The 24707-nt window shown below is 63.4% G+C and carries 21 protein-coding genes; 13 read left to right on the forward strand and 8 right to left on the reverse strand.

All coding sequences use genetic code 11. The annotated features are described in order from the left end of the window. Positions 1–157: 157 nt before the first annotated feature. A complete protein-coding gene (locus L6D77_RS01435) occupies positions 158–1114 on the reverse strand; it encodes a DMT family transporter (protein WP_232879770.1) in 957 nt (318 codons plus the stop codon). Between the two features lie 249 nt (positions 1115–1363). On the opposite strand from L6D77_RS01435, the gene L6D77_RS01440 reads away from it, so the two are divergent. Then, positions 1364–2524 (forward strand): GGDEF domain-containing protein, encoded by a 1161-nt coding sequence (locus L6D77_RS01440; protein WP_232879769.1) that lies wholly within the window; start codon positions 1364–1366, stop codon positions 2522–2524. A 23-nt stretch (positions 2525–2547) separates the two neighbouring features. On the opposite strand, the gene L6D77_RS01445 is transcribed toward L6D77_RS01440, so the two are convergent. Further along, complete coding sequence (locus L6D77_RS01445) at positions 2548–3456, reverse strand: LysR family transcriptional regulator (RefSeq protein ID WP_232879768.1); 909 nt, start codon at positions 3454–3456, stop codon at positions 2548–2550. Between the two features lie 285 nt (positions 3457–3741). Between L6D77_RS01445 and L6D77_RS01450 the strand changes: the two genes are divergently transcribed. From L6D77_RS01450 to L6D77_RS01460, 3 genes are read left to right on the forward strand one after another with little or no spacing between them, the layout of a single operon-like run. Beyond that, positions 3742–5046, forward strand: a complete 1305-nt coding sequence (locus L6D77_RS01450) for an MFS transporter (RefSeq protein WP_232879767.1) — start codon at positions 3742–3744, stop codon at positions 5044–5046. Positions 5047–5073: 27 nt separating this feature from the next. Beyond that, on the forward strand, positions 5074–6315 hold the full coding sequence (locus L6D77_RS01455; protein ID WP_232879766.1) for a Zn-dependent hydrolase: 1242 nt from the start codon (positions 5074–5076) through the stop codon (positions 6313–6315). After that, complete coding sequence (locus L6D77_RS01460; protein ID WP_232879765.1) at positions 6315–7337, forward strand: histone deacetylase family protein; 1023 nt, start codon at positions 6315–6317, stop codon at positions 7335–7337. Before L6D77_RS01455 ends, L6D77_RS01460 begins: the two co-directional genes overlap by 1 nt. Before the next feature lie 98 nt (positions 7338–7435). On the opposite strand, the gene L6D77_RS01465 is transcribed toward L6D77_RS01460, so the two are convergent. Continuing rightward, on the reverse strand, positions 7436–7702 hold the full coding sequence (locus L6D77_RS01465; RefSeq protein ID WP_232879764.1) for a hypothetical protein: 267 nt from the start codon (positions 7700–7702) through the stop codon (positions 7436–7438). Beyond that, the gene (locus L6D77_RS01470; protein ID WP_232879763.1) at positions 7699–9444 is read right to left on the reverse strand and encodes an S-type pyocin domain-containing protein; all 1746 of its coding nucleotides are present in this window, start codon (positions 9442–9444) and stop codon (positions 7699–7701) included. Before L6D77_RS01470 ends, L6D77_RS01465 begins: the two co-directional genes overlap by 4 nt. A 959-nt stretch (positions 9445–10403) precedes the next feature. Between L6D77_RS01470 and L6D77_RS01475 the strand changes: the two genes are divergently transcribed. Together L6D77_RS01475 and L6D77_RS01480 are read left to right on the forward strand one after the other, a co-directional pair. Further along, positions 10404–10646: a hypothetical protein gene (locus tag L6D77_RS01475; protein WP_232885613.1), complete on the forward strand. Its 243-nt coding sequence runs from the start codon at positions 10404–10406 to the stop codon at positions 10644–10646. A 64-nt stretch (positions 10647–10710) separates the two neighbouring features. Beyond that, positions 10711–10980 carry a DUF3077 domain-containing protein gene (locus L6D77_RS01480; protein ID WP_232885612.1) on the forward strand — a complete coding sequence of 90 codons (270 nt, stop codon included), beginning with the start codon at positions 10711–10713 and terminating at the stop codon, positions 10978–10980. 137 nt (positions 10981–11117) lie between these two features. Here the strand turns inward: L6D77_RS01480 and L6D77_RS01485 are convergent, their stop codons facing one another. Beyond that, complete coding sequence (locus tag L6D77_RS01485; protein ID WP_232885611.1) at positions 11118–12542, reverse strand: aminotransferase-like domain-containing protein; 1425 nt, start codon at positions 12540–12542, stop codon at positions 11118–11120. Positions 12543–12982: 440 nt separating this feature from the next. On the opposite strand from L6D77_RS01485, the gene L6D77_RS01490 reads away from it, so the two are divergent. Then, the gene (locus L6D77_RS01490) at positions 12983–14392 is read left to right on the forward strand and encodes an amino acid permease (protein ID WP_232885610.1); all 1410 of its coding nucleotides are present in this window, start codon (positions 12983–12985) and stop codon (positions 14390–14392) included. A 55-nt stretch (positions 14393–14447) separates the two neighbouring features. Here L6D77_RS01490 and L6D77_RS01495 read toward each other — a convergent pair whose 3' ends face one another. Further along, positions 14448–14897 carry a FecR domain-containing protein gene (locus L6D77_RS01495; RefSeq protein WP_232885609.1) on the reverse strand — a complete coding sequence of 150 codons (450 nt, stop codon included), beginning with the start codon at positions 14895–14897 and terminating at the stop codon, positions 14448–14450. A 106-nt stretch (positions 14898–15003) separates the two neighbouring features. Here L6D77_RS01495 and tam point away from each other — a divergent pair, with 106 nt between their 5' ends. Continuing rightward, complete coding sequence (tam, locus tag L6D77_RS01500; protein ID WP_232885608.1) at positions 15004–15780, forward strand: trans-aconitate 2-methyltransferase; 777 nt, start codon at positions 15004–15006, stop codon at positions 15778–15780. Here the strand turns inward: tam and L6D77_RS01505 are convergent. Continuing rightward, complete coding sequence (locus tag L6D77_RS01505; protein WP_232885607.1) at positions 15757–16131, reverse strand: DUF2784 domain-containing protein; 375 nt, start codon at positions 16129–16131, stop codon at positions 15757–15759. The genes tam and L6D77_RS01505 overlap by 24 nt on opposite strands. Positions 16132–17195: 1064 nt before the next feature. Beyond that, complete coding sequence (locus L6D77_RS01510) at positions 17196–18065, reverse strand: LysR substrate-binding domain-containing protein (RefSeq protein WP_232885337.1); 870 nt, start codon at positions 18063–18065, stop codon at positions 17196–17198. 264 nt (positions 18066–18329) lie between these two features. On the opposite strand from L6D77_RS01510, the gene L6D77_RS01515 reads away from it, so the two are divergent. From L6D77_RS01515 to L6D77_RS01535, 5 genes are all read left to right on the forward strand, one after another. Further along, entirely contained in the window at positions 18330–19646 is a 1317-nt protein-coding gene (locus L6D77_RS01515; RefSeq protein WP_232885338.1) for an MFS transporter, read from the forward strand. Positions 19647–19660: 14 nt separating this feature from the next. Continuing rightward, complete coding sequence (locus tag L6D77_RS01520; protein WP_232885339.1) at positions 19661–21052, forward strand: FAD-dependent oxidoreductase; 1392 nt, start codon at positions 19661–19663, stop codon at positions 21050–21052. Positions 21053–21165: 113 nt separating this feature from the next. After that, positions 21166–21876: a YebC/PmpR family DNA-binding transcriptional regulator gene (locus tag L6D77_RS01525; RefSeq protein ID WP_232885340.1), complete on the forward strand. Its 711-nt coding sequence runs from the start codon at positions 21166–21168 to the stop codon at positions 21874–21876. Positions 21877–22009: 133 nt separating this feature from the next. Further along, the gene (locus tag L6D77_RS01530) at positions 22010–22954 is read left to right on the forward strand and encodes a LysR family transcriptional regulator (protein WP_232885341.1); all 945 of its coding nucleotides are present in this window, start codon (positions 22010–22012) and stop codon (positions 22952–22954) included. A 189-nt stretch (positions 22955–23143) separates the two neighbouring features. Then, on the forward strand, positions 23144–24556 hold the full coding sequence (locus L6D77_RS01535; RefSeq protein ID WP_232885342.1) for a DOPA decarboxylase: 1413 nt from the start codon (positions 23144–23146) through the stop codon (positions 24554–24556). The last annotated feature ends 151 nt before the right edge of the window (positions 24557–24707 follow it).

Consider the following 24707-nt stretch of genomic DNA (forward strand, 5'->3'; position numbering starts at 1 on the left):
GCGAATGGGCTGCGCAGCAGCCCCGGCAATTGAGTGACATAGCCCAAATCTGGGGCCGCTGCGCAGCCCATTCGCGGCGCAAGGCCGCTCCTACGGAGCATGTGCAAGCCTATAGGAGGTGGGAGGCCAGTTAGGCCGGTGGTCGCCCGTAGAACCTTTACACCTCTGCGCGCTTGCTCACCGGTACGACTTCGGCTTTTTTCGCAGGCTTCAAGCGCGACACCGCGAACAACACCACGGCCAGCCCGATCACCTGGTACAGCGAAATCGCCTCGCCCAGGATCGCCCACGACGCCAGCACCGTCAGCACTGGCCCCAGGTTGCCCACTGCCGCGGTGTGGGTAGGCCCCAGGCGCTGGATCGCCAGGGCCACCCAGTAGATCGGCAGCACCGTGGAGAACAGCGCCATCAGCGCCGCATTCCCCCACACCGCCCCAGGCAGCTCGAACAGTGGCGCCACTTCGGCCACCGACAGGTAATGGACCAGCACCATCAGCGACGAGGCCGTGCCACACAATCCGGCCAGGCGCATCGAGCCCATGCGCTTGAGCATCACCCCGGTGCCGGCGTAATACAGCGCATAGGTCACCGCGCTGGCAAACACCCACAACGCGCCAAGCACCACCTGGCTGCCCACCCCCGTGGCGCTGATATCGTGGACAAACGCGACACCCAGCCCCAGGTAGCACAGGCCCATGGCCGCCAGGGTGCGCAGGGTGGGGCGCTCGCGTTGGGCGACGGCCTGGATCAGCAGCACCAGGGTTGGGTAGGTGAACAGGATCAGCCGCTCAAGCCCGGCGCTGATGTACTGCAAACCGTAGAAGTCGAAAAGGCTCGCCAGGTAATAACCGAACAACCCGAGCAACGCCACGCGCAGCCCGTCCCCAGGCGTGAGCGCGCTACCGCCTTGCCTGCGGCTGAACCACACCAACCAGACGAACAACGGCAAGGACATGGCCATGCGCAGGGCCAACAGGCTGATCGCATCCACAGGCCCCGCGGCGTAGGCGAGTTTTACGAAGATCGCCTTGAAGCTGAAACCCAGCGCCGCGAGCACGGCGTAGAGGCTGCCATTGGCAAGGGCACGGTGGAGCGGGGCGGGCAGGCGGGGCATGGCGGGTCCGTAGCGAAATGAGTCCTGGCCAACGATGTGCTGGCCGACAAGCGTTTCGACCATAACCTGTCGAACGGCACAAATCACCCTGCGCCGCACGGCTGCACACCGAACCGCTAGCCCGCGCCACGCATTTGCATGCCTGAATCGGATGAGTGCCATCATTTGGATGGCACTCTCTCCTGCGAAAATCCCTACGAACGAATACAATCCTTCCATCAAAAAAGTAAGACACAGGCTATTCCGTTCATGGCGTTCGACGCTTCCACCATCCTCACGCTCACCATCGCCCTTGCGGCTGCCGCCGCTTTGTACCTGGCTGTGGAGTGGAGCAGCGTGCGCGAGTCTTCGCTGCTGTGCTGGAGCGCCAGCTTCGCCATCATCAGCGTCGGCTCCTCCCTGGCCCTGCTGCGCAGCAGCGGCTATCTGTTCATCGGCGTGTGGTTTGCCAACGGCATGTTGATCAGCGCCCACTGGCTTTTCCTGCTGGGCGTGTCGCGCTTCACCGAAACGCGCCTGTCGCGGGCCTGGTACCTGATCATCCCGGCCTGGCTGGCCATGTTGCTGTTGCCGGACTGGCCGCTGTGGTCGAAGACCTTGCTGGTGGTCCAATCCACCCTGATCGCGCTACTCACCCTGCAGGCCAGCTGGCTGCTGCGCCCCCATGGCAAGTCGTTCAGCGTCGGTGCGGTACAGCTGCGTTACATCCTGCTGTTCCACGGCCTGTTCTACCTGGCCAAGACCTTGCCGGCGCTGCTGCCGGGCACGCTGATCGACCTCAGCGCCTTCCGTGGCCAGATCATCCAGGTCTCGTTGGTGGAAGGTACGATGGCGATCATGCTGATCGCCCTGTCGATGACCGGCACCGTGCGCTATCGCCGCGAAGAGCGCATCGAGCGCCTGGCCGCGCGCGACCCGCTGACCGCGCTGTACAACCGCCGCGCCCTGGAAGTGCGCGCGCCGGCCTTGTTCAAGGAGGTCTCGCCCGAGCACCCCGGCGCCTTGCTGCTGATCGACATCGACCACTTCAAACTGGTCAACGACCTGCACGGCCATGCCGCCGGCGACCGCCTGCTGGTCGCCCTCAGCGAGATGATCCGCGCGCTGTTGCCGGAGAGGGCGATTGCTGCACGCCTGGGGGGCGACGAGTTCGTGATCCTGCTGGCCGATGCGTCGCGGGCACGGATCGAGGCGCTGGCCGAGGCCTTGCGCCAGCAGTTCCAGCACACTGCCGCGCACAGCTGTGCCACCCCCGAAGCGGTGACCCTGAGCATCGGTGCCCACCTGTTCGACCGCCCGCCGGCCAGCCTGGCGGCACTAATCGAGCAGGGCGACCGGTTGCTGTACGCGTCCAAGCGTGCCGGGCGCAACAGCTTGCAGCTGATGGATGGCTCGCGCAGCGCTGTCTGACCAGGCAAGGCGCAGGGCCAAGGTCAGGCCAGGCTTTTTTGCAGCGCCTCGATGAAGGCGCTCTCCGCCCGGCTCAGCCGCTGCTCCCGGTTCCACAGCAGGTGAATGTCCACATCGGCGATCCCTTCCAGCGGCGGCAGCTTCCACAAAAGCCCTGCCGCCACATCCGGCGCCACCACATGCTCGGGCAGGCAGCCGATGCCAAAGCCGGCGATCACCAACCGGCGCACCTCTTCCAGGCTCGGTGACGACGCAACGATGCGCCCGGCAAAGCCTTGCTGGTCACGGAAGATGGTCAGCGGCGAGAGCATCCCACCGATCTGGTCGCTGGTGAAGCTGACGAAATTCTCGCGTTGCAGGTCGCTCTGCTGCTGGCCGAACAGGGCATGGTGCTTGCCGCAGAAGAACGCATAGCGCTGGCGCAGGAACAGGCGCTGCTCCAGGCGCGGCTGTGGCCGGCGGTTGAGGCTGAGCCCGGCGGTGGCGGTCTTTTCCTGCAGCGCCGCGACGATGTCCGAGCTGCGCATGACGTCGATCTCCAGCTCCACCCGCGGGTGCTGGCGATGGAAGTCGGCCAGGCAGTCATCGAGGCCTTCGCTGACGACACGGCTGATCATCAGCAGGCGCACCTTGCCCACCAGTTCGTCCGCCGGTTGCTCCAGCAGCCCGCCAATCTGCGACATCTGCCCGTACACCTCGCCGGCCAGTTCGAACAACTGCTCGCCCACCTCGGTGAGCACGAAGCGCGGCCCACGGCGGGCGATGAGCTGGCGCCCGAGTTGTTCTTCCAGGCGCTTCAGTGCCTGGCTTACCGCCGGTTGCGTCAGGTGCAGGCGGGCGGCGGCACGGCTGATCGACAGCTCCTGGCCGATTACCCGGAAGGTACGCAGCAGGTTCCAGTCGAGGCGGTCGTTGAGCAGGCGGTCGGGCATGGCAGGCTCTGTATAAGCAGGGTTAATACTTCGAATAATAAATAGAAAATTGACTAATCATAGGGGTGCGCCGAAAAATCACAGTCATTCAAGCGCAGGCCTGCCGGTTCGGCGTCGCTTGCTTCGCGGCTAAAGCCGCTCCCACAGGGTAGGCGAAAGACCTGTGGGAGCGGGTTTACCCGCGAAGCAGGCAACTCGATCCTTCAGGTCCGCACTGCGAAGCGCCACAAGAGCGCAAACCGTGTCCCCAACTCCTGCCAGAACAACAAACAAAGGAGCCACCCCATGAAGCCCGCCGCTTCGCCCCAACCGCGCCGCGCCGCCGCCGCCGCGTTCATCGGCACCATGATCGAGTGGTACGACTTCTACATCTATGCCACCGCCGCCGCCCTGGTGTTCGGTGCCTTGTTCTTCCCCTCCGACAACAGCCTGTTCAGCACCATGGCCGCCTTCGGCACCTTCGCCGTGGGCTTCTTTGCGCGGCCCTTGGGCGGCATCGTGTTCGGCCATATCGGTGACCGTATCGGGCGCAAGAAATCGCTGATCATCACCTTGCTGATGATGGGCGTGGTCACCGTGTGCATCGGTTTGCTGCCCACCTACGCGCAGATCGGCGTCGCCGCGCCGGTGCTGCTGATCCTGCTGCGGGTGGTGCAAGGCATCGCCGTGGGCGGTGAGTGGGGCGGCGCGGTGCTGATGGCCGGCGAACACGCCCCCAAGGGGCGGCGCAACTTCTTCGCCTCGTTCGCCCAACTGGGCAGCCCGGCCGGGTTGATCCTGTCGCTGCTGGCGTTCAGTGCGGTGACCCGCCTTCCGGAGGACGACCTGATGAGCTGGGGCTGGCGTGTGCCGTTTCTGGCCAGCGCGCTGTTGCTGCTGGTGGGCCTGGCCATACGCCTGGGGGTCAATGAATCGCCGGAGTTCATCGCCAGCCGCGAGCAGGCAGCCAAGGACCAGCGCAAGGAACAGGCGCCGGTGCTGGAAGTGCTGCGCACCGCCTGGCGCCCGCTGCTGCTGTGCATCGGCGCCAATACCCTGGGCATTGCCGGGGTCTATTTCACCAACACCTTCATGATCAGCTACACCACCCAGCAACTGCACCTTGAGCGCTCGCTGATTCTGGAATGCCTGTTCTTCGTGGCGTGCATCCAGTTCTGCGTGCAGCCGCTGGCCGCCTGGCTTTCGGAAAAGCTCGGCGCCACGCGCTTCCTGGCCTTGGTGGCGCTGTTGGCGATGGCATCGCCGTACCCGATGTTCGTGCTGGTCAGCAGTGGCCAGGGCCCGCTGATCGTGCTCGGTATCGCGTTGGCTGCGGCGTGCATGGCCTCGTTCTATGCGGTGATTGCCGGTTACGTCAGCGGCATGTTCGACACCCGCGTGCGCTACACCGCCATTTCCCTGGCTTACCAGGTGTGCGGCGCCATCGCCGGTGGCCTGACGCCACTGATCGGCACCTGGCTTGCGCATACCTTCACCGGCCAATGGTGGCCGATGGCGCTGTTCTACACCCTGATCGCCAGTGTGTCGCTGGTCTGTGTGCTGGCCCTGTCGCGCCAGTACGCCCGCAGCCGCCAGCTCGAACTGGCCTGAAACCCTGATTTGCCTGGAGTACCTGCAATGTTGAAAAGCAACGGCGAGCGCCTGTGGGCGAGCCTGATGGCCATGGCCGAAGTCGGCGCCACCGCCCGTGGCGGCAGTTGCCGCCTGGCCCTGAGCGACGAAGACAAGGCCGGCCGCGAACTGTTCGGCCACTGGTGCCGCGAGGCCGGGCTGAGCCTGAGCGTGGATGCCATCGGCAACCTGTTCGCCCGCCGCCCGGGTACCGACCCCGAGGCAGCCCCGGTGATGATGGGCAGCCACCTCGACACCCAGCCCGAGGGCGGGCGTTTCGACGGCGTCTACGGGGTGCTGGCGGGCCTGGAAGTGGTGCGTCGCCTGAACGACCTGGGCATCCAGACCCGCAAGCCGCTGGAGATCGCCGTGTGGACCAACGAAGAAGGCGCGCGCTTCACCCCGGCCATGTTCGGCTCGGCGGTGTTCACCGGCACCCTCGCGCTGGAGCAGGCCCTGGCGATCCGCGATGCCGACGGCATCAGCGTGGCCGATGAACTGCGCCGTACCGGCTATGCCGGCCAGCGGCCGTTGGGTGGCGCGGTGGATGCCTACTTCGAGGCCCATATCGAACAGGGCCCGATCCTGGAAGACAACGCCAAGGCGATCGGCGTGGTCAGCGGTGGTCAGGCCATTCGCTGGTTGGACGTGACGGTCGAAGGCATGGCCGCCCACGCCGGCACCACGCCGATGGCGCTGCGCAAGGATGCCCTGTACGGCGTGGCGCGGATGATCCAGGCCGTCGAGCAACTGGCCAGCGACTTTGCCCCCGAGGGCCTGACCACCGTGGGCGAGCTGGACATCGCCAAATCCTCGCGCAATACCATCCCCGGGCTGGTGCGTTTCACCCTCGACCTGCGTCACCACCGCGACGAGGCCATCGAGGCTATGGAGCGCGATATCGGTTTGCAGTTGCAGGCTATTGCCCGTCAGCGCGGCCTCAAGGTCAGTGTCGAACGCCATTGGGTCAGCCCGGCCACGCCGTTCGACGCCGACTGTGTAGCGGCGGTGCAGCAAGCCGTGGACGCGCTGGGCTACAGCCAGCAAGCCATCGTCAGCGGCGCCGGCCACGACGCCGTCCTGCTGGCGCGCTACTGCCCGACAGCGATGGTGTTCATTCCCTGCGTAGGCGGCCTGAGCCACAACGAGGCCGAGGACGTGTTGCCCGAGGACGCCCGCCAGGGCGCCGACGTACTGCTCAATGCCGTGCTGGCCCGCGCCGGCCAGGTTGCCGAAGGAGACGCCTGATGCGCTGCTATTTCCACCCCGAACAGCTGCTGCACCACCCGCGCAGCTACTACTCCCGCGGCGCCATGCGCACCCCGCAGGAAGTCCCCGAGCGTGCCCAGCGCCTGTTGCAGGCTGCCAAGGGCCTGGGCTTCGACATCCGCCAGCCTGACGACGCAGGCCTTGCGCCGCTGAAGGCCGTGCACGGCGAGGCGTACCTGCGCTTTCTCGAAGAAGCCCATGCGCGCTGGAAGGAAGTGCCCGAGGACTGGGGCGACGAAGTCATGTCCAACATCTTCGTCCGCGAGCCCAACGCCCTGCGCGGCATCCTCGCCCAGGCCGGGCGCTACCTGGCCGATGGCAGTTGCCCGGTGGGCGAACACACCTGGCGCTCGGCCTATTGGTCGGCGCAGAGCGCCGTGGCCGGCGCCAGGTCGATACTCGACGGCGAGCCCGCTGCCTACGCCCTGTGCCGCCCGCCAGGCCACCATGCCCGCTTCGATGCCGCGGGCGGCTTCTGCTACATCAACAACGCCGCCGTGGCTGCCCAGGTCCTGCGCAGCCGTTATCGGCGGGTGGCGATCCTCGACACCGACATGCACCATGGCCAGGGCATTCAGGAGATCTTCTACGACCGCAGTGATGTGCTGTATGTCTCGGTGCATGGCGACCCGACCAATTTCTACCCGGGCGTCGCGGGATTCGAGGACGAGCGCGGCAGCGGCGCGGGGGAGGGTTACAACCTCAACCTGCCCATGGCCCACGGTGCCAGCGAGGCCGACTTCATGGCCCAGTTGGAGGTGGCGTTGGCTGCGGTGAAGGATTTTGGCGCCGAAGTGCTGGTGCTGTCGTTGGGCTTCGATATCTATGAGTTGGACCCGCAGAGCAAGGTGGCGGTGACGACCGAAGGGTTTGCCCGTTTGGGTGAGCAGATTCGTGGGTTGCGCTTGCCTTGCTTGATCGTGCAGGAGGGGGGGTATCACCTGGAGAGCCTGGAGGCGAATGCGCGGGCGTTTTTTGCGGACAGGGAGAATTGGGGTTAATTAATCGACTGTTCGATAAACTATTAAATTCACAGACCTCTATGGTGTACGAGACGCGAGAGGTCTGTGAGGGGGTTTTATAAATCAATTGGCGGTTTTTAAAGCGTGTATTTATTATCCAGCATAAATTGTGGAGCTTTCCAGTTCGGGCCTTTGGTGTGTCTACCACCTTTCGATTCTATAAGGCCTTCGGCTATCATGCTGCCAACAAGTTCAATGAGTCTCATGTTGTTACTTATGTGGGGCCAATTGTTTAGGCTGTAAAGTCTGTCAAGTCTAGGGTGGTCGATCCCGTTTTTGCTGGTTAAGAATAAAATAACATCGACGGGCTTTTCATTTATTATGATGTCATTGATCGTGTTCATTTGTTTTCTCGAGCGGATTGTAAAGTGTCTGCTTCAACGGCTTCGGGAGTGTAAAGTAGCTCGAAATCAGAGCTGAGCCCATAATCTTCAAGCGTAGCGGTATGTGTGTTGTTCCATGTTCCAGTTTCAATGCCGGGGTTAATGTTATCAGCAAAGCCAAGGCGGCGATACCGTTCCAGTTCCCTGATTTCGTGCGTGTAAAAGCGTTTGTCAGTGTCAGTTGCTTCTATCGAGCCCTGTAGGATTTTTGTAAGTCTATCGAGCATTACTTCGTTAGCGTCGGAAGGATCGAGCCGACTCGTGTGTAGCCTTGCGAGGTCAATGCCTGCTTGAGTGACTGTTGCTTCCCGCCAGTCAAGTTTTTCGATGGGGCCTCCAGATTTATCTGGATTGTAAAGACGTCCGCTGTATTGGCCTCGTGTTGTGGCGCCTGGATAAGGCGAGCTGAAGACGACGTATAGCGGTGGTAGTCCTGAATCTGCAGGGAAACAGTAAATACAGTCTTTGGAATTCGACCTTGTAGAGGCGGGGAACGGTGTTGTTGTTATGATCTCGGGTAGAAGTTTTACCCCAGTGTAGGGGTTGGCGGAAATCGGTTCTAAAGGGGAGGTTGTAGATGAGGTGTCACGAGGGTGTATGGGGAATATAAGCGTTGTGGGGAACTCACTGGAGGGGAGAGATACGTAGCTGTTACGTGCCCTGTCTAGAACGAGAGGTCGTACTGGGATCTTGTTTGTCCAACTGGCAGAAGTTGGAGGTTTTATAAGGCTATAGGTGCCGGAGTCCGGGTGGACTCTGAGCGGTAGCTCCAGTTCTCCATAGTTCGCAGCAATGTCATTTATGTTCTGGGGGATGCGAGGGAGCAGCAGTTCTGCGGGAATGCTCAGTGCTGAGTCGTGGTAGAGATCTGAATTCCCCAGTTCAGGGGCGTAAAGAATACCGCCTGCAGAAAGCTTAAAAAAACGAGTCGCTGCAGCTTCGGCTAGAGCTGTCAATAGGCGGCCTGCTTTCAGTAGCGCAGCTGCTGTGCTTCTGGGGGTTTCGTATGTCGCAATAGGGCCTTGAGTTGTGCTCAACTGCAGGGAAGGGGTTAGGCTGAAACTGATAGAGTTGCTGTCCTGTGCTTGCTGGGCTCTCTCTTTTGAAACGGCAATAAGTTGAAGGTTGGTTCTCTCAAGGTCTTTATTGAGTTTGGGTAGACAGCGTTCTAGTACAATTTCTATTTGCGCTGAAGTGATACTTTCTAATAGCTTGTGTTTCCAGAGCTGGAGTTTATAAAATTCGTCCTCGGTGCGATGTATGTCTACGAGGATCATAAACCATTCGCCTGGGCTATGGTCGCTTTTGGAGTAGATGTGTCTCCCGGTGAAATGCTCAGCTTGCCGGCCCATTTGGCCAGATATTGTGAGTCGAAGGTATATTAGAAACTCCCTTTTTGCGTAAAGCCTGCTTATAGTGTTGGAGTAGGCTTCATTGATTTTTATTTTTTGTCGAACTACATATTCGTCGTACCCTGGTGTCCCTTCTGGACGTGTAGCTTCGACGTTGCTGATGATGTCCTGGACAATACTTATAGCGTTGGCTCTTAGTCCATCTATTGAAAGTCCTGATATGTCTGGTAATGGTATTGGGTATGTGAATGGATTACCCCATGAGATGATATGTTCGAAATCATATGAGAATGGGTCTATCGAATATATTTCTTGAAGATCTGACTGTGTCAGTAACGTGCGTGAGGTCACTGTTCTCTCCTTTTGGGTGGTTTTGGAGAGAGCGATGGTCGTTTTACTGATGAGGGTGAATGTAGAAATAGTTCCCTGGCTTACTTGTTTTGGTTGAAGCTGTTTTGGTCATGCTGCAAGTAAGGGTGTGTCGGAAATGGCTGAACTTTAGCAAGGTGTTCAAATGTTTTACTGTAGAAATTTTAATTCTGGCACGGAAGTGGGTGTTGGGGCTTGGTTCTTTAAGGGGGCACGATTAAGTGTGGTCGAAGGTGTGGTGCCCAAGAGCCTGTCTTGAAATCGCATGTGGGCCACCAGGTGCCAGGCGATAGATTTGCAGCGCCCTCAAGATCGAGCGCCGCCCGCGCGGCGCATCGCTGGCAAGCCAGCTCCCACATCTGTTTCGGGCCAATTACTCCTGTTGTTTTATCGCTGTACGCCTTGTTTGTACGACGCGGTATTGAGGTGGGCACCACTGGCGCCTCACATGACTTGAGACATGCACCAAGGCGGGCAGCGGTACCCTCACAGGCATAATTGGCCCGAAACAGATGTGGGAGCTGGCTTGCCAGCGATGCGCCGCGCGGGCGGCGCTCGATTTCATAGGCGCTGCAAATCTGTCGCCTGGCACCTGGTGGCCCACATGCTATTTCAAGACAGGCCCTTGCCAGCCCCGCCCTATCAATCAGATTTCACACCTTCCCTGTAGTCCATTTCCCAAAGATAATGCCCGCGCATTTTTTCCGTTGCGGTGGCTATTTCCGCCTACTAGTCTCGCCGGGTCGCTGCACATCAGCGACATGGCTTTGACAGGCCGCGACGGTTTTGACTGCGTAGCTGCGCGTTCAATGGCAGCTGTGCGTAGGGCACGTTCGCGTGCGCCGGAACTTGTCAATTCCGCCGGTCTGTCAACCTACGTACAGCTGCCACCCACCTGTTTGACAGCAGACTGGAGGGCAGCCCGACCAAGGAATTGAACGATGCTTAAAATTGTCCCCGACCCACCCCATTCCCACGCCTTCCTCGAAGACACCCTGGTCCAGATCAGCGAACACCTGCACTGCGCCCTGGCCGTCGCCCATCAATCCGTCCTGCTCTGCACCAAGTCCCCCGGCTCGGTGCTGATGCTGGCCGCCGTGCACGAGATGGAAACGCTACGCTCGCTGCTGGAATCGGCACTGGCGCAGGTGCAACAGGCGGTGATGTCGCAGCCCATGCATTGAGGCCGAGCCCGTTCGCCAGCGAACGGGCCGCCACACCCAACGCCATGACTTCGAGGATTACGGCATGACCACGGACAACCCAACACCCCCCACCACTGCCGGCAAGACCCGCTTCTGCCAGGGTCAAGACAGCCCGCAGCCGCTGTTTCGCATCGAGCCGGGCATACCTTGCAATCACGCCCGCGAACAGGCCTCTGAACTGCTGGACTGCGTGCGCCACCTGACTTTGCTCGGGGTCATGGAGGAAGACCCGCGCATGGTCTGGGCGGCGTATTACCTGAGCGCCATGGCCAAGGCGTTGCTCGATGACGCGGAGCTGGGCTTGGCGCATTGATTCGGTATTAGGGGGCGCTTGGCGACCCATCGGGCGATAAGATGTTTGTCGGGAGAGATGCCGTGTCTGTGAAATCGAGCGCCGCCCGCGCGGCGCATCGTGGCAGAGGCGCTGCCGGCGATGAAAGCGAGACGGGTTCAAACCCCGCCCCGCCGCACATGCTTCACCAACACCTTCTCCAGCAACTCCCACATCGCAGGGTCGGTACTGAACGCCACATTGAAGCGCATCCACCCGGTGGCCTTGGCATCCACCATGAACAACTGCCCAGGCCCGAGCATGATGCCTTTCTCCAGCGCATCGTCCAGCAGCGCGGCGCTGTCCGGGATCGCCGGGTGGCGGGTCCAGATGTACATGCCTTCGTCCGACTCGATGAACAGCTCGAACCCCAGCCGGTGCAGGTGCCGGCCCACCTCCTGATGCGCCTCGGCCAGGCGCTGGCGCAGGCGCTTGAGGTGCTTGCGCCAGCGGCCGTCGATGATCGCGGCGTACACCACCCGCTCCATCACCTGCGAGGTGGTCAGGCCCGAGCGCATCTTCAAGTGCAGCAACTGCTGCATCAGTTCAGGGTTGGCCAGCAGGTAGCCAACCCGCACGTTGGGCGAGATGCTCTTCGAATAGCTGCCGACGTACACCACCTGCTGCAGGTGGTCGAGGCTGGCCAGGCACGGCAGCGGGTCGCTGATCATGTCGGCGTACAGGTTGTTTTCCACCAGGCGGAAGCCGTGGCGGCTGGCCAGTTGCAGCAGGCGGTGCAGCTGCGCCAGTGGGGTGCGCGAGCACGTCGGGCTGTGCAGGTGCGGTTGGGTGAAGAACGCAGTGGGCTGGTGGTGCGCCAGCAGCCGTTCCAGATGGTCGAGGTCGTAGCCGGCCGGGGTACGGGGCACGCCCACCAGCGTTGCGCCCTGGGTGCGCAGGATGCTCATCAGGTTGGGGTAGCCGGGGTCGTCCACCAGCACCACGTCGCCGGGGCGCACCAGGGTGCGCACGGCCAGGTCCAGGGCCTGGCTGGCGCCGTGGGTAAGCATCAGTTGCGCCGGGTTGGCGACGATCGACAATTCCTGCTGCAGGTTCTGCGCGGTCAGGGCGCGCAGCTCCGGCAGGCCCATCGGGTCGCCGTAACCGGACAGCTCCAGCGGGCTGCCGGCCACCTGGCGCATGCCGCGGCGCAGGCCTTCCTCGTACATCCAGTCGTTGGGCAGCCAGCCGCAGCCGGGCTTGAAGGGCAGTTGGCGGGTTTCGAAGATCTGCTGCAGGTACCACTCGGAGTTGAACGTCGGGCGGGTGTTGTCTGTCTCGACGTTTGCTTTATCCACCAGCTCGTTCGCCGCACGATTGACGAAGAAGCCCGCATTCCCTTTGCTCACCAACAAGCCTTGCGCCACCAGCCGGTCGTAGGCCTCGACCACGGTGAAGGTGCTCACCGAATAGGTCGCGGCAAAGGCGCGGATGGACGGCACCTTCGCCCCCGGCTTGAGCGCCTGGCTGTCGATCAGCGCGCGCAGCCCGTCGATGATCTGATTGACCAGCGGGGTGGAGGAGTCCGGGTGTAGCTGGAGCATTCGGGGTGCCTTCGGGGGTGCGTAACGCCAAGCGCCGGCCGGGAATTCGGGGTGTATTGCATCGGCGGCCTGTACAGTGCAGTGCAGATTTCGCACCGCTGTGCATGGCTCAAAGTGTTCGACATTTTTACATTACGTGTCAGAAATCGCCAACACAGCACGAACCAGCGTCATGAATAATCATAAATTCGCTGCTTTACCGTCGGGGTTCGCCTCGCACCTTCTTTCTGCCCGGTCGGCCGCCTTCGGTTCGGACCCAGCATGGTTCAGTTCGTCCAGAGGGTTACCTCTGGCCGCGTAAGCAGGCCGCCACGGATGGCCTGCGTGTGCTCGCGCACACCTCCCTGCCCGCATTTTGCACTGATGTACAGGTGAGACCGATAACCATCGGGGTTTCACAGTTTTTCCTTGGATAAAAAGAAGCACGGGGTAAATAACTGATGGACGCAACATCCACATCCACCACCGCGAACGACGGGCACGAGAGCAAGCTCAGTGCCTCGCTCAAGTCGCGCCACCTGACGATGATGTCCATCGCCGGGGTGATCGGCGGCGCACTGTTCGTCGGTTCCGGCAGTGTCATCCACAGCGCCGGCCCGGCAGCCGTGCTGGCGTACCTCGCCGGCGGCATCCTGGTGGTGCTGATCATGCGCATGCTCGGCGAAATGGCGACGTCCTCGCCCGACACCGGCTCGTTCTCCACCTACGCCGACCGCGCCATCGGTCGCTGGGCCGGCTTCACCATCGGCTGGCTGTACTGGTGGTACTGGGTGATCCTCATGGCCTGGGAAGCCTACGTCGCGGGCAAGATCCTGCACGGCTTCTTCCCCGACGTGAGCGTCAACGTGTTCGTGTTGGCCACGACCCTGCTGCTGATCACCGTCAACTTCTTCAACGTCAAGCACTACGGCGAGTTCGAGTTCTGGTTCGCGCTGATCAAGGTGGTGGCGATCGTCTGCTTCCTGGTGGTGTGCACCGCGGCGGTGATGAACGTCTGGCAGTTCGGTGAAGTGCGCGGCATTACCCACCTGACCGCCGAAGGCTTCATGCCCAACGGCATTACCACGGTGATCGGCGCGTTGCTGGGGGTGATGTTCGCCTTCCTTGGCGCCGAGATCGTCACCATCGCCGCGTCCGAAGCGAAGGACCCGGCCACCCAGATCGTCAAGGCCACCAACTCGGTGGTGTGGCGCGTGTGCCTGTTCTACGTCGGCTCGATCTTCCTGATCGTCTGCCTGGTGCCATGGAACGATCCGCAGCTGGGCGTCTCCGGCTATGGCGCCTACCGCCGCACCCTGGAGCTGCTGGGTGTGCCGTACGCTGAACTGCTGATGAACTTCGTGGTGCTGACCTCGGTGAGCAGTTGCCTGATCTCCGGCCACTACACCGCTTCGCGCATGCTGTTCTCCCTGGCCCAGCGTGGCGATGCGCCTCGCCTGTTCAAGTTCACCCGCACCGGCACCGGTGTACCGGTGAACGCGATCATCGGTTCGTGCCTGGTGGCGGTGTTCTGTGCACTGATCAACTTCAGCGACACCCTGCGCCCGAAAGACGTGCTGGAAACCCTGATGAACACCACCGGCATGATCGCCCTGCTGGTGTACCTGGTGATCGCCTTCTCGCAGCTGCGCATGCGCCGCAAGCTGATTGCCGAAGGCAAGGAAGTACGCCTGAAGATGTGGCTGTTCCCTTGGCTGACCTACCTGGTCATCGCCTTCATCATTGCCGCCCTGGTGACCATGGCCTTCATGCCTGACTACCAGATCCTGGTGATCTCCACCGGCATCGCTGCCGCCGTGGTGGTGGCCATGGGCGTGGTGCACCAGATCCGCAGCGCCAAGCGCGCGTAACTGCCGAGCGTTGCACAAGACGGCCGGGCCCTTTGCGGGGCCCGGCCGTTTTCGTTCAGTGCACAGGGCCAGCCTGGTCGAAGCGCAGCGCCTGGTTGGGGCCAAGGCGCACATGCTGCCCGCCGCTGTCGAGCTCGGCGCTGCCTGCTTGCAGTTCGACGTCGGATTGCCCGGCCTTGCGCACCAGCGCCACTTGCCCGTCGTGGGTGGCCAGGGTGCCGTGATCGGTGACCAGCAGGAAGGGCCGCGGGTCGTCATCGGCCACCTCGACGTAGAGCCCGCCTTGCAGCAGCGTCAGGCGCCGTTGGCGGGTGTCGTATTCCACGTCCACTGCGCTGTCGGGCTGCAGCACCAGCAGGCTGCCGTCCTCCAGGTGGCGGGTCAGCTGCTGGCTGGCGGTGGTGCGCAGGTCGGCCAGGTCGAAGCGCTGGCTCATCCACGGGGAGCCAAGCAGGGCGGAGGCGGCGACCAGTGCGAGCAAGATAAGGGACAGTGTGGTTTTCATCGATGTGCGCATGCAGGGACAGACTTGCAGCATAGTCACTCGGTTCCGGCGCTTCACTCGACGAATGGCTTATGCTGCACACATCCGCCACGCAAGGAGCCACACAATGGCCTGGTCCGCCACCCAGTACTCGCTGTTCGAAGCCGAACGCACCCGCGCCGTGCGCGATTTGCTCGCTGCCGTGCCGCCGCGTCCGGTGCGCCATGCCACCGACCTGGGCTGCGGCCCGGGCAACTCCACCGAAGTGCTGTTGCAGCGCCTCCCCGATGCCCAGGTAACGGCGCTGGACAGCGACGCCGACATGGTCGACAAGGCCAGGCAGCGGCCGCGCCTTAGCATCCCGCGGGTGCGCTGTGAGATCGCCGACATCGCCCACTGGACGGCCCCCGAACCCCAGGACCTGATCCTCGCCAACGCTTCGCTGCAGTGGGTGCCCGACCACGCCAGCCTGTACCCGCACCTGGTGCGCCAGCTCAGTGAAGGCGGCAGCCTGGCGGTGCAGACCCCGGACAACCTCGACGAACCCGCGCACCGGCAGTTGCGGGACATTGCCAGCCAGGGGCCGTGGGCCTGCAAATTCGCCGACTTCAGCCTGCCGCCGCGGCACAACGCGGCGTTCTACTACGACCTGCTCAGCCCGCTGTGCGCGCGGGTGGATGTGTGGCGCACCACCTATCACCACCCGCTGCCCGGAGGCGCCGAGGCGGTGGTGGAGTGGTTCAAGGGGTCGGCACTACGCCCTTACCTGGCGCGGCTGGACGAAGGGGAGCAGGCGGATTTCCTGCAGCTTTACCTTCAGGCAATGCAGCGCGATTACCCGCCGGCCACTGACGGCAAGGTGCTGCTGCCGTTCCCGCGGTTATTCGTGGTGGCGACGCGCTAGGCGCCAGAGTACGTAGCCGTAGACGCCGAGGTTGAGCAGTAGTACGACGGCGCCTAGCCATAGCTGGATCTGTGGGGTCAGCCCGGCGGGGTAGATCAGGGGCCAGATGTAGTGTTCGACGAAGCCGCCCTGGTAGCCGGTGCTGCCGGCGGCGGCGCGCAGGCGGTTTTCCCAGTCGGTCAGTGGGCATTCCAGGTGCAGGCCTTCCACGGCCAGGCCCCAGGCGAGGGCGGGGAGGTGGATGAGCAGGGCGCGGCGGCGCCAGAGCACCAGCAGGCCGCCGAACAGGACCAGGAGGATGAAGGTCAGGTGGAGTAGGACCAGGGTGTCGGCGGCCAGGCGGTAGAGCATGGGGTGGGGTCTCGAGGGAGGGGGTTCAGCATAAATCAGATGTGTGTTCGAGAGGGTGTTGTTTTTGGGTTTTCGCGTTTTTAGGTTTGCTTGGTTTCTTGGTTTCTTGGTTTCTTGGTTTCTTGGCTGCTTAGTTGCTTAGTTGCTTAGTTGCTTAGTTGCTTAGTTGCTTAGTTGCTTGGTTGCTTGGTTGCTTGGTTGCTTGGTTGCTTGGTTGCTTGGTTGTGTTGGTTTTTATAGTTGTATGCGCATTCATTTGTGATATCGACGCGAAGTCACCTTTCCGCCCTTACGGCGGCTTACTTTGGTCTTGGCCAAAGTAAGCAAAGCCGCTCGCTCCCATCATACGGCCCCTACGCTGCGCTTCGGGGTCCCTTCGCTCCGGCGTCCTCCGGGCCCGCGCGGCCTCCGACTTGCTGCGCAAGTCTACATCTCGCGCCTTCGGCTGCGCCGAAGGGTGCTGCGCACCAGGGCCCTCCAGACGCCTGCGCTCAGCCTCCTGAAGTCGCGAAGTTAGGGGCGGCGCCTGGGCTGGCGTTAGCTGTCGCTAGTTGGATTAAGTGGGAACTCAGGATTGCAATCGCTGGCAAGCCAGCTCCCACAGGTTTGAGCGAAACTTTCAGACTTTCGCGGTACCTGTGGGAGCCGGCTTGCCGGCGATAGGGCCCAATCAAACAACACATCAACAGCAGTCAAACCTAGATCGCAACATCACTGCTCTTGATCTGCTCTTGATCTGCTCTTGATCTGTTTTTGCTTTTGCTTCTAAGCGCGCGATAGTCCAGGCAGCACAAATTGCGACTTCAGGAGGCCGAGCGGAAGGCGCCGGAGTCGAGGGGACCCCGGAGCGCAGCGCAGGGGCCGTATGATGGGAGCGAACGGCTTTGGTTACTTTGGCCACGACCAAAGTAACCCGCCGTAAGGGCGGAAAGGTGACTATAAGTCGCCATCACCGCCGAATGCGCATGCATCTACCAAAACAAACACACTGAGAGCCGAAGCCGAAGCCGAAGCCGAAGCCGAAGCCGAAGCCGAAGCCGAAGCCGAAGCCGAACCCGAAAACCTCAAACCCCCTCCCGAACCATCTCCAAAAACGTAGCCACCACCCGCCGCGTCCGCTGCTCACTCAAACACACCAGCGTCTCCGTCAAATGCCGCTGACAATCAACAATCGGCAACGCACACACCCGCGCATCAGCCCCAAACTCCGCCGCCGAAACCACCCCAACCCCAATCCCCACCACCACCGCCTCCCGCGCCGCCTCCCGGCCTTCCACTTGAATAGCCGAGCGAATCCGCAACCCCGCCCGCTGCATTTCCTCCTCCAGCGTCTGGCGCGTCACCGACCCCGGCTCACGCAGCACCAACGGCGTGTCATCCAGGTCCGCCAAGCTGATCGCCCCCCGGCTGGCCCAGGGATGCTGGTGCGAGACGAACGCCACCATCGGGTCACGCCGCATCGGCACGCAAAACAGCCGCTCATCGTCGACATCGCGCCCCAGCAGTGCCAGGTCGGCCTGGTAGCTGAACAGCCGCGCCAGCGACTCGTCGGTATTGCCTGTCTCGATCTTTACCTGGATCCCCGGGTAACGCTGGCAAAAGCGGGCGATCTGCGGCAACACATGCACAGGCGCATCCACCGCCAGGGTCAGGCTGCCGGTGTGCAGCGCGCGTGAGTCCTGCAGCAACTCAACGGCCTCTGCCTCGCAGGCGAACAGGCGCTGAGTCACCCCCAGCAGGCGCTCGCCCAGGTCGGTCAGCTGCACCGAACGCTTGTTGCGCTGGAACAGCAGCACACCAAAACGCTCCTCCAACTTGCGCACCTGGTCAGACACCGCCGGTTGGGTCAGGAACAGCTTCTGCGCCGCGCGGGTGAAGCTGCCTTGTTCGGCAACCGCATGAAAGGCTTTGAGTTGAGCGTGGGAAACCGACATCGAACACTCCGCTTACAAGCTGGGCTTATTTTTGAAATACGATAAATCGATTTTATTTATCAGTCAGCAGCTGTTTCCATGTGTTTCAACCCGACGCCATCGCCACAAGCGGTGGCCCCGGGCCATGGCTTCGCCCCGGTCACGCCAGACCGCCGCCGCCATCTGACCAAGTGACGTCCCTCCGTCACGCAGTGCGCACCACAACAACAAGACAGGCGTTTCTTCACATTCTGCCGGCACACTCAAGCAAGAGGTCAGAGTCAAATGAATCAATCCCTGGGCGCCATCAAGCGTTGGCGCATGCAGATCTTCGCGATCACCTGGCTGGCCTACGCCGCCTTCTACTTCACCCGCAAAGCGTTCTCGGTGGCCAAGCTCGGCATCGGCGAAGACCCGACGTTCATGCTCGACAAGGCCGCCATGGCCAACCTCGACGCCATCTACCTGGCCGCCTACGCCGTGGGCCAGTTCACCTGGGGCATGCTCGCCGACCGCTTCGGGCCGCGTGTGGTGGTACTCGGTGGGCTGCTGATCTCGGCAGCCGCGGCAGTGGTGATGGGCAGCTACGCGACCTTCCCGATCTTCGCCACCTGCATGCTGATCCAGGGCCTGGCGCAGTCCACCGGCTGGGCCGGGCTGTGCAAGAACATCGGCAGTTTCTTCCCGGCCTCCCAGCGCGGGCGGGTGCTGGGGCTGTGGAGCTCGTGCTACGCCTTCGGCGGCCTGGTGGCTTCGCCGTTCGCCGGTTGGTGGGCCTACACCCTGGTCGGCACCTGGCACGCGGCATTTTTCTCCAGCGCCGTGGTGGTGGCCTTGGTGGCCGTGCTGTTCTTCATCTTCCAGCGCAACAAACCCGAAGACGTCGGCCTGCCGGCGGTCGAGCCAGAGCCGCAAAGCATGGCGCCAGGGGGCAACCTGTGCAGCGTCTGGGCGCCGCTGCGCGAGATCCTGCGCAACCGCACCGTGCTCACCCTGGGCCTGGCCTACTTCATGTTGAAGCCGGCGCGCTACGCCATCCTGCTGTGGGGCCCGGTGATCGTCTTCGAACAGATGCCCTCGGTGGGCAAGGTCGGCGCGGCGATCATCCCCACCGCCTTCGAGCTGGCCGGGCTGCTTGGCCCGATCATCATCGGCCTGGCCTCGGACAAACTGTTCGGCGCCCGGCGCATGCCGGCCTGCGTGATCAGCCTGCTGCTGCTGACCATGGCCCTGGCCGGCTTCATGGCGGCCATGCACAGCGGCAGCGTGGTGCTGGTGGTGGCCCTGCTGTTCGTCATGGGCCTGACCCTGTACGGCCCCGACTCGATGATCAGCGGCGCGGCAGCCATCGACTTCGGCACCGCCAAGGCCGGTGCCACCGCGGCAGGCTTCGTCAACGGTTGCGGTTCGGTGGGCGCGGTGCTCGGCGGCCTGCTGCCGGGGTATTTCGACAGCGTCACGGTGTTCATCGTCTTTGCCGGCACCGCGCTGTTCTCCGCCCTGGTGCTGATCCCGCACTGGAACAGCCGCCCGGCCAGCGCCACTGCGGCCAATGACGTGGCCCCCAACACCAGCATGGCGATCAAGCCACTGCGTACTTGAAGGAAAGCGAAGCGATGAGACCGTTCTGGCTGCAACAGGCGCTGGACCAGGAAGACGAGGCCCTATGCCCAGCCTTGCAGGGCGACGCACGCTGCGACGTGTGCATCGTCGGCGGCGGCTACACCGGGCTGTGGACCGCGTTGATGATCAAGGAGCAGGCGCCGCAGCTGGATGTGATGCTGATCGAGGCGGATATCTGCGGTGCCGGGGCCAGTGGTCGCAACGGTGGCTGTGCGCTGTCCTGGTCGGCCAAGTACTTCACCCTGGAGCGGTTGTTCGGGGTGCAGGAGGCGGTGCGCCTGGTCAGCGAGTCGGAACGCAGCATCGCAGCCATCGGCGCGTTCTGCGCCGACAACGGCATCCGCTGCGATTTCCGCATGGACGGCACCCTGTACACCGCCACCAACCGGGCCCAGCTCGGTGGCACCGACGCGGTGATCGCGGCGCTGGAACGGCGCGGTATCAACTCGTTCCAGCGCCTCGGGCTTGCACAGTTGCAACGCCTGGCGGGCTCCGAGCGCCACCTGGAGGGCTGGTACTCACCGGCCGCCGCCACCGTGCAGCCCGGGCGGCTGGTGCGCGGCTTGCGCCGGGTCGCCCTGCAGCGCGGCGTGCGCATCCACGAAGGCACGGCGATGACCGGGCTGGAGCATGGGGCGCCGGCGCAGGTGCGTACCCGCGCCGGCACCATCCGTGCCGACCGCGTGGTGCTGGGCCTCAACGCCTGGATGGCGAGGGCCTTCCCGCAGTTCGAGCGCAGCGTGGCGATCGTTTCCAGCGACATGGTGATCACCGAGCCGTGCCCGGAACTGTTGCGCCAGATTGGCCTGGACAGCGGCGTCAGCGTGCTCGACTCACGGATCTTCGTGCACTACTACCACAACACCTCCGATGGTCGGCTGATGCTCGGCAAGGGCGGCAATACCTTCGCCTATGGCGGGCGCATGCTGCCGGTGTTCGACCAGCCATCGCCGTACCAGCCGCTGCTGCGCGAAAGCCTGGCCGATTTCTTCCCGGCCCTGGCCGAGGTGCCGCTGGCGGCGAGCTGGAACGGGCCGTCCGACCGCTCTGTCACCGGTCTGCCGTTCTTTGGCCGGCTCGATGGGCAGGGCAATGTGTTCTATGGCTTTGGCTATTCGGGCAGCGGGGTAGGGCCGTGCCACATGGGCGGGCAGATTCTCTCGTCCCTGGCCCTGGGCCTGGACAACCCCTGGACCCGCTCGCCGTTGATCAAGGGGCCGCTGGGGCAGTTCCCGCCGGAGCCGATTCGCTACCTCGGCTCGCTGATGGTGCGCAATGCCATCCGGCGCAAGGAGCACGCCGAGGATCGCGGCGCCAGGCCGCGGCGGCTGGATGTGCGGCTGGCCAAGTTCGCGGCGGCGGCGGGCAAGGCCGACAAGGGCTGACCCGCGAAGAAGCTGATGCGATTTCTTGTCGATCACCCGCCCGAGGGCGTATAAACTCTCCCCACTTTTGGCCGGTCGCTTCCTGAACCGGCCCTTGAAACAAGAGAGTTGAAATGGGCGCACAGTGGAAAGCCAAGCATAGAGAGACCGCGGCCAACGCCAAGGGCAAGATCATGGGCAAGCTGGCCAAGGAGATCCAGATCGCCGCCAAATCCGGCGCCGACCCGGACATGAACCCGCGCCTGCGCCTGGCCATCGTCCAGGCCAAGAAAGCCTCGATGACCCGTGAAACCCTCGAACGCGCGATCAAGAAAGGCGCCGGCCTGGACGGCGAGGCCGTGCAGTACCACGCGGTCAGCTACGAAGGCTTCGCCCCGCACCAGGTGCCGTTGATCGTCGAGTGCCTGACCGACAACGTCAACCGTACCGTGGCCCAGATCCGCGTGCTGTTCCGCAAGGGCCAGCTGGGTGCCAGCGGCTCGGTGGCCTGGGACTTCAACCACGTCGGCCTGATCGAGGCCACCCCGGAAGGCGACGCCGATCCGGAAATGGCCGCCATCGAAGCCGGCGCCCAGGATTTTGAAGAAGGCGAGGAAGAGGGTTCGACCCTGTTCATCACCGATACCACCGACCTCGACGCCGTGCAAAAGGCCCTGCCTGAGCAAGGCTTCACCGTCACCTCGGCGAAGATCGGCTACACCCCGAAGAACCCGGTAAGCGCCGCCAGCCTGAGCGCCGAAGCGCTGGCCGAGGTTGAAGCGTTCCTCGAAGCGATCGACGAGAACGAAGACGTGCAGAACGTCTATGTCGGCCTGACCGAGTAACCCTGGGGCCGTGTGCGGCCCTATCGCCGGCAAGCCGCGCCGGCGAACCGCGGCTCCCACAGGAAAGTGCAAGACCCTGTGGGAGCCGGCTTGCCGGCGATAGGGCCAACGCCTTCAATAACAGGCCACCTGCATGCACCCCACCTTCGCCTCCCTCAGCCTCGCCCACCTGCGCACTCTCGACTGCCTTTTGCAGCTGAAAAACCTCAGCCATGCCGCCGAGCGCCTGGGCTGCAGCCAGCCCGCACTGAGCCGCCAGTTGGCCCACCTGCGCGAAGCCTTCGACGACCCACTGCTGGTGCGCCAGGGCCGTGGCTACGTGCTCAGCGAGCACGCCGAGGCACTGGTGGAACCGCTGCGCCAGGTGCTTGAAGAACTCAATGCCCTGCGCCAACCGGCGGCCTTCGACCCGGCCCGCTGCGAACGGCGCTTCTGCCTGGCGGCCTCGGACTACGTGGCCGAACACATGCTGCCGCAGCTGGTGGCGGCGCTTGAGCATGAGGCCCCGGGGGTGTCGCTGGAGTACCGCACCTGGCAGGCCGGGCAATATGCCTTGCTCGCCAGTGGCGAGATCGACCTGGCCACCACGCTGTTCGACGAATCGCCGCCCAACCTGCACGGCCGCCTGCTGGGCGAGGACCGCGCGGTGTGCCTGATGCGCCATGATCACCCGCTTACCGCCCAGGCCGAACTGAATCAGGACGACTACCTGGCCTGTAAGCACGTGCGGGTGTCCGGCGGCGGCGACAAGGACAGCTTCATCGACCGCCACCTGCGCACCCAGGGCCTGCAGCGGCGGGTCAGCCTGGAAGTGCCGTTCTTCAGTGCCATGGTGCCGGTGATCGGTAGCGGCCAGGCGCTGGCCACGGTGCCCGAGCATATCGCCCGCCAGCTGGCCCGCCTGCATGGGCTGGCCTGGCGACCGCTGGGCTTCGTCGAACATACCCAGCGCTACTGGGTGGTGTGGCACCAGCGCCTGCAGGCCTCGGCCGAGCATCGCTGGCTGCGCAACCGGGTGTTCGAGCTGTGGCGCCAGTCGCAGTTCGGCGTGCAGGGCGGGCATGCGCCTTTGCCATAGGAGCTATGCGCGAAGCGGGGTTATTCGTGAGGCTATGGCGGCCTAGACTGATCGGCATTGTGTTGTCTGCGCCGGCCTCATCGCTGGCAAGCCAGCTCCCACAGGGCTCGAGCCGATACCTGTGGGAGCTGGCTTGCCAGCGATGAGGCCGGAACAGGCAGCCAAAGCCAGCAACCAAGGAGCCCGCCAGTGACCCCCGAACAATTCCGCCAACACGGCCACCAACTGATCGACCTGATCGCCGACTACCGCCAGACCGTCGCCGAACGCCCGGTGATGGCCCAGGTCGAGCCCGGCTACCTCAAGGCCGCCTTGCCCGGCGCCGCGCCGCAGCAGGCCGAGCCCTTCGACGCCATCCTCAAGGACGTCGACCAACTGTTGATGCCCGGCCTGTCCCACTGGCAGCACCCGGACTTCTACGGCTACTTCCCCTCCAACGGCACCCTGTCGTCGGTGCTGGGTGACTTCCTCAGCACCGGCCTGGGCGTGCTCGGCCTGTCCTGGCAATCCAGCCCGGCCCTGAGCGAGCTGGAAGAAACCACCCTGGACTGGCTGCGCCAGCTGCTGGGGCTGTCCGGCCAGTGGAGCGGGGTGATCCAGGACACCGCCTCCACCAGCACCCTGGTAGCGCTGATCTGTGCCCGCGAACGTGCCACCGACCACGCCCAGGTGCATGGCGGCCTGCAGGCCCAGGCCAAGCCATTGATCGTCTATGTCAGCGCCCACGCCCACAGTTCGGTGGACAAGGCCGCGCTGCTGGCCGGTTTCGGCCGCGACAACATCCGCCTGATCGCCACCGACGAACAGTTCGCCATGCGCCCCGAGGCGCTGCGCGAAGCCATCGAACAAGACCTCGCCGCCGGCAACCAGCCCTGCGCCGTGGTCGCCACCACCGGTACTACCACCACTACGGCGCTCGACCCGCTGCGCCCGATCGGCGAGATCGCCCAGGCCAACCAACTGTGGCTGCATGTCGACTCGGCGATGGCCGGCTCGGCGATGATCCTCCCCGAATGCCGCTGGATGTGGGATGGCATCGAGCTGGCCGACTCGGTGGTGGTCAACGCCCACAAGTGGCTGGGCGTGGCCTTCGACTGCTCCATCTATTACGTGCGCGATCCGCAGCACCTGATCCGGGTGATGAGCACCAACCCCAGCTACCTGCAGTCGGCGGTCGATGGCGAGGTGAAGAACCTGCGTGACTGGGGTATCCCGCTGGGCCGCCGGTTCCGCGCGCTGAAGCTGTGGTTCATGCTGCGCAGCGAAGGCGTCGAGGCCCTGCAACAACGCCTGCGCCGCGACCTGGACAATGCCCGCTGGCTGGCGGAACAGGTCGAAGCGTCGGCTGAGTGGGAACTGCTGGCGCCGGTGCAGTTGCAGACCCTGTGCATCCGCCACTGCCCCGCGGGGCTGCAAGGCGAGGCGCTGGATGCCCATACCCGTGGCTGGGCGGACCGGTTGAACGCATCGGGCGATGCCTATGTCACCCCGGCCACCCTGAACGGCCGCTGGATGGTGCGGGTGTCGGTGGGCGCGCTGCCGACCGAGCGTGAGCATGTGCAGCGGTTGTGGACAGGTTTGCAGGCTGTTGTGAGGCGCTGACAAGCGCAAGATCCGATAGGCCAGGGGCCTCGCCATCAAGATCAATACCGATTAGTCGGCGGTTTGAATGAGCAGGTCCCTAGGCCGTTGGTATGTACTACTTGAGATCACATCGTGTGATATTCGCCATCCAAATCTCTAAGTTTTGTAG

This window comes from Pseudomonas parasichuanensis, assembly GCF_021601385.1.
Lineage (GTDB): Bacteria > Pseudomonadota > Gammaproteobacteria > Pseudomonadales > Pseudomonadaceae > Aquipseudomonas > Aquipseudomonas parasichuanensis.

What these genes read in the sequence shown, in the direction of transcription:
- L6D77_RS01485 (WP_232885611.1), bottom strand. Translation starts at nt 12,542, where the DNA reads ATGCTCCAGCTACACCCGGACTCCTCCACCCCGCTGGTCAATCAGATC.
- L6D77_RS01460 (WP_232879765.1), top strand. Translation starts at nt 6,315, where the DNA reads ATGCGCTGCTATTTCCACCCCGAACAGCTGCTGCACCACCCGCGCAGC.
- L6D77_RS01475 (WP_232885613.1), top strand. Translation starts at nt 10,404, where the DNA reads ATGCTTAAAATTGTCCCCGACCCACCCCATTCCCACGCCTTCCTCGAA.
- L6D77_RS01520 (WP_232885339.1), top strand. Translation starts at nt 19,661, where the DNA reads ATGAGACCGTTCTGGCTGCAACAGGCGCTGGACCAGGAAGACGAGGCC.
- L6D77_RS01530 (WP_232885341.1), top strand. Translation starts at nt 22,010, where the DNA reads ATGCACCCCACCTTCGCCTCCCTCAGCCTCGCCCACCTGCGCACTCTC.
- L6D77_RS01440 (WP_232879769.1), top strand. Translation starts at nt 1,364, where the DNA reads ATGGCGTTCGACGCTTCCACCATCCTCACGCTCACCATCGCCCTTGCG.
- L6D77_RS01515 (WP_232885338.1), top strand. Translation starts at nt 18,330, where the DNA reads ATGAATCAATCCCTGGGCGCCATCAAGCGTTGGCGCATGCAGATCTTC.
- L6D77_RS01525 (WP_232885340.1), top strand. Translation starts at nt 21,166, where the DNA reads ATGGGCGCACAGTGGAAAGCCAAGCATAGAGAGACCGCGGCCAACGCC.
- L6D77_RS01465 (WP_232879764.1), bottom strand. Translation starts at nt 7,702, where the DNA reads ATGAACACGATCAATGACATCATAATAAATGAAAAGCCCGTCGATGTT.
- L6D77_RS01480 (WP_232885612.1), top strand. Translation starts at nt 10,711, where the DNA reads ATGACCACGGACAACCCAACACCCCCCACCACTGCCGGCAAGACCCGC.
- L6D77_RS01505 (WP_232885607.1), bottom strand. Translation starts at nt 16,131, where the DNA reads ATGCTCTACCGCCTGGCCGCCGACACCCTGGTCCTACTCCACCTGACC.
- L6D77_RS01450 (WP_232879767.1), top strand. Translation starts at nt 3,742, where the DNA reads ATGAAGCCCGCCGCTTCGCCCCAACCGCGCCGCGCCGCCGCCGCCGCG.
- L6D77_RS01510 (WP_232885337.1), bottom strand. Translation starts at nt 18,065, where the DNA reads ATGTCGGTTTCCCACGCTCAACTCAAAGCCTTTCATGCGGTTGCCGAA.
- L6D77_RS01445 (WP_232879768.1), bottom strand. Translation starts at nt 3,456, where the DNA reads ATGCCCGACCGCCTGCTCAACGACCGCCTCGACTGGAACCTGCTGCGT.
- L6D77_RS01495 (WP_232885609.1), bottom strand. Translation starts at nt 14,897, where the DNA reads ATGAAAACCACACTGTCCCTTATCTTGCTCGCACTGGTCGCCGCCTCC.
- L6D77_RS01435 (WP_232879770.1), bottom strand. Translation starts at nt 1,114, where the DNA reads ATGCCCCGCCTGCCCGCCCCGCTCCACCGTGCCCTTGCCAATGGCAGC.
- L6D77_RS01455 (WP_232879766.1), top strand. Translation starts at nt 5,074, where the DNA reads ATGTTGAAAAGCAACGGCGAGCGCCTGTGGGCGAGCCTGATGGCCATG.
- tam (WP_232885608.1), top strand. Translation starts at nt 15,004, where the DNA reads ATGGCCTGGTCCGCCACCCAGTACTCGCTGTTCGAAGCCGAACGCACC.
- L6D77_RS01490 (WP_232885610.1), top strand. Translation starts at nt 12,983, where the DNA reads ATGGACGCAACATCCACATCCACCACCGCGAACGACGGGCACGAGAGC.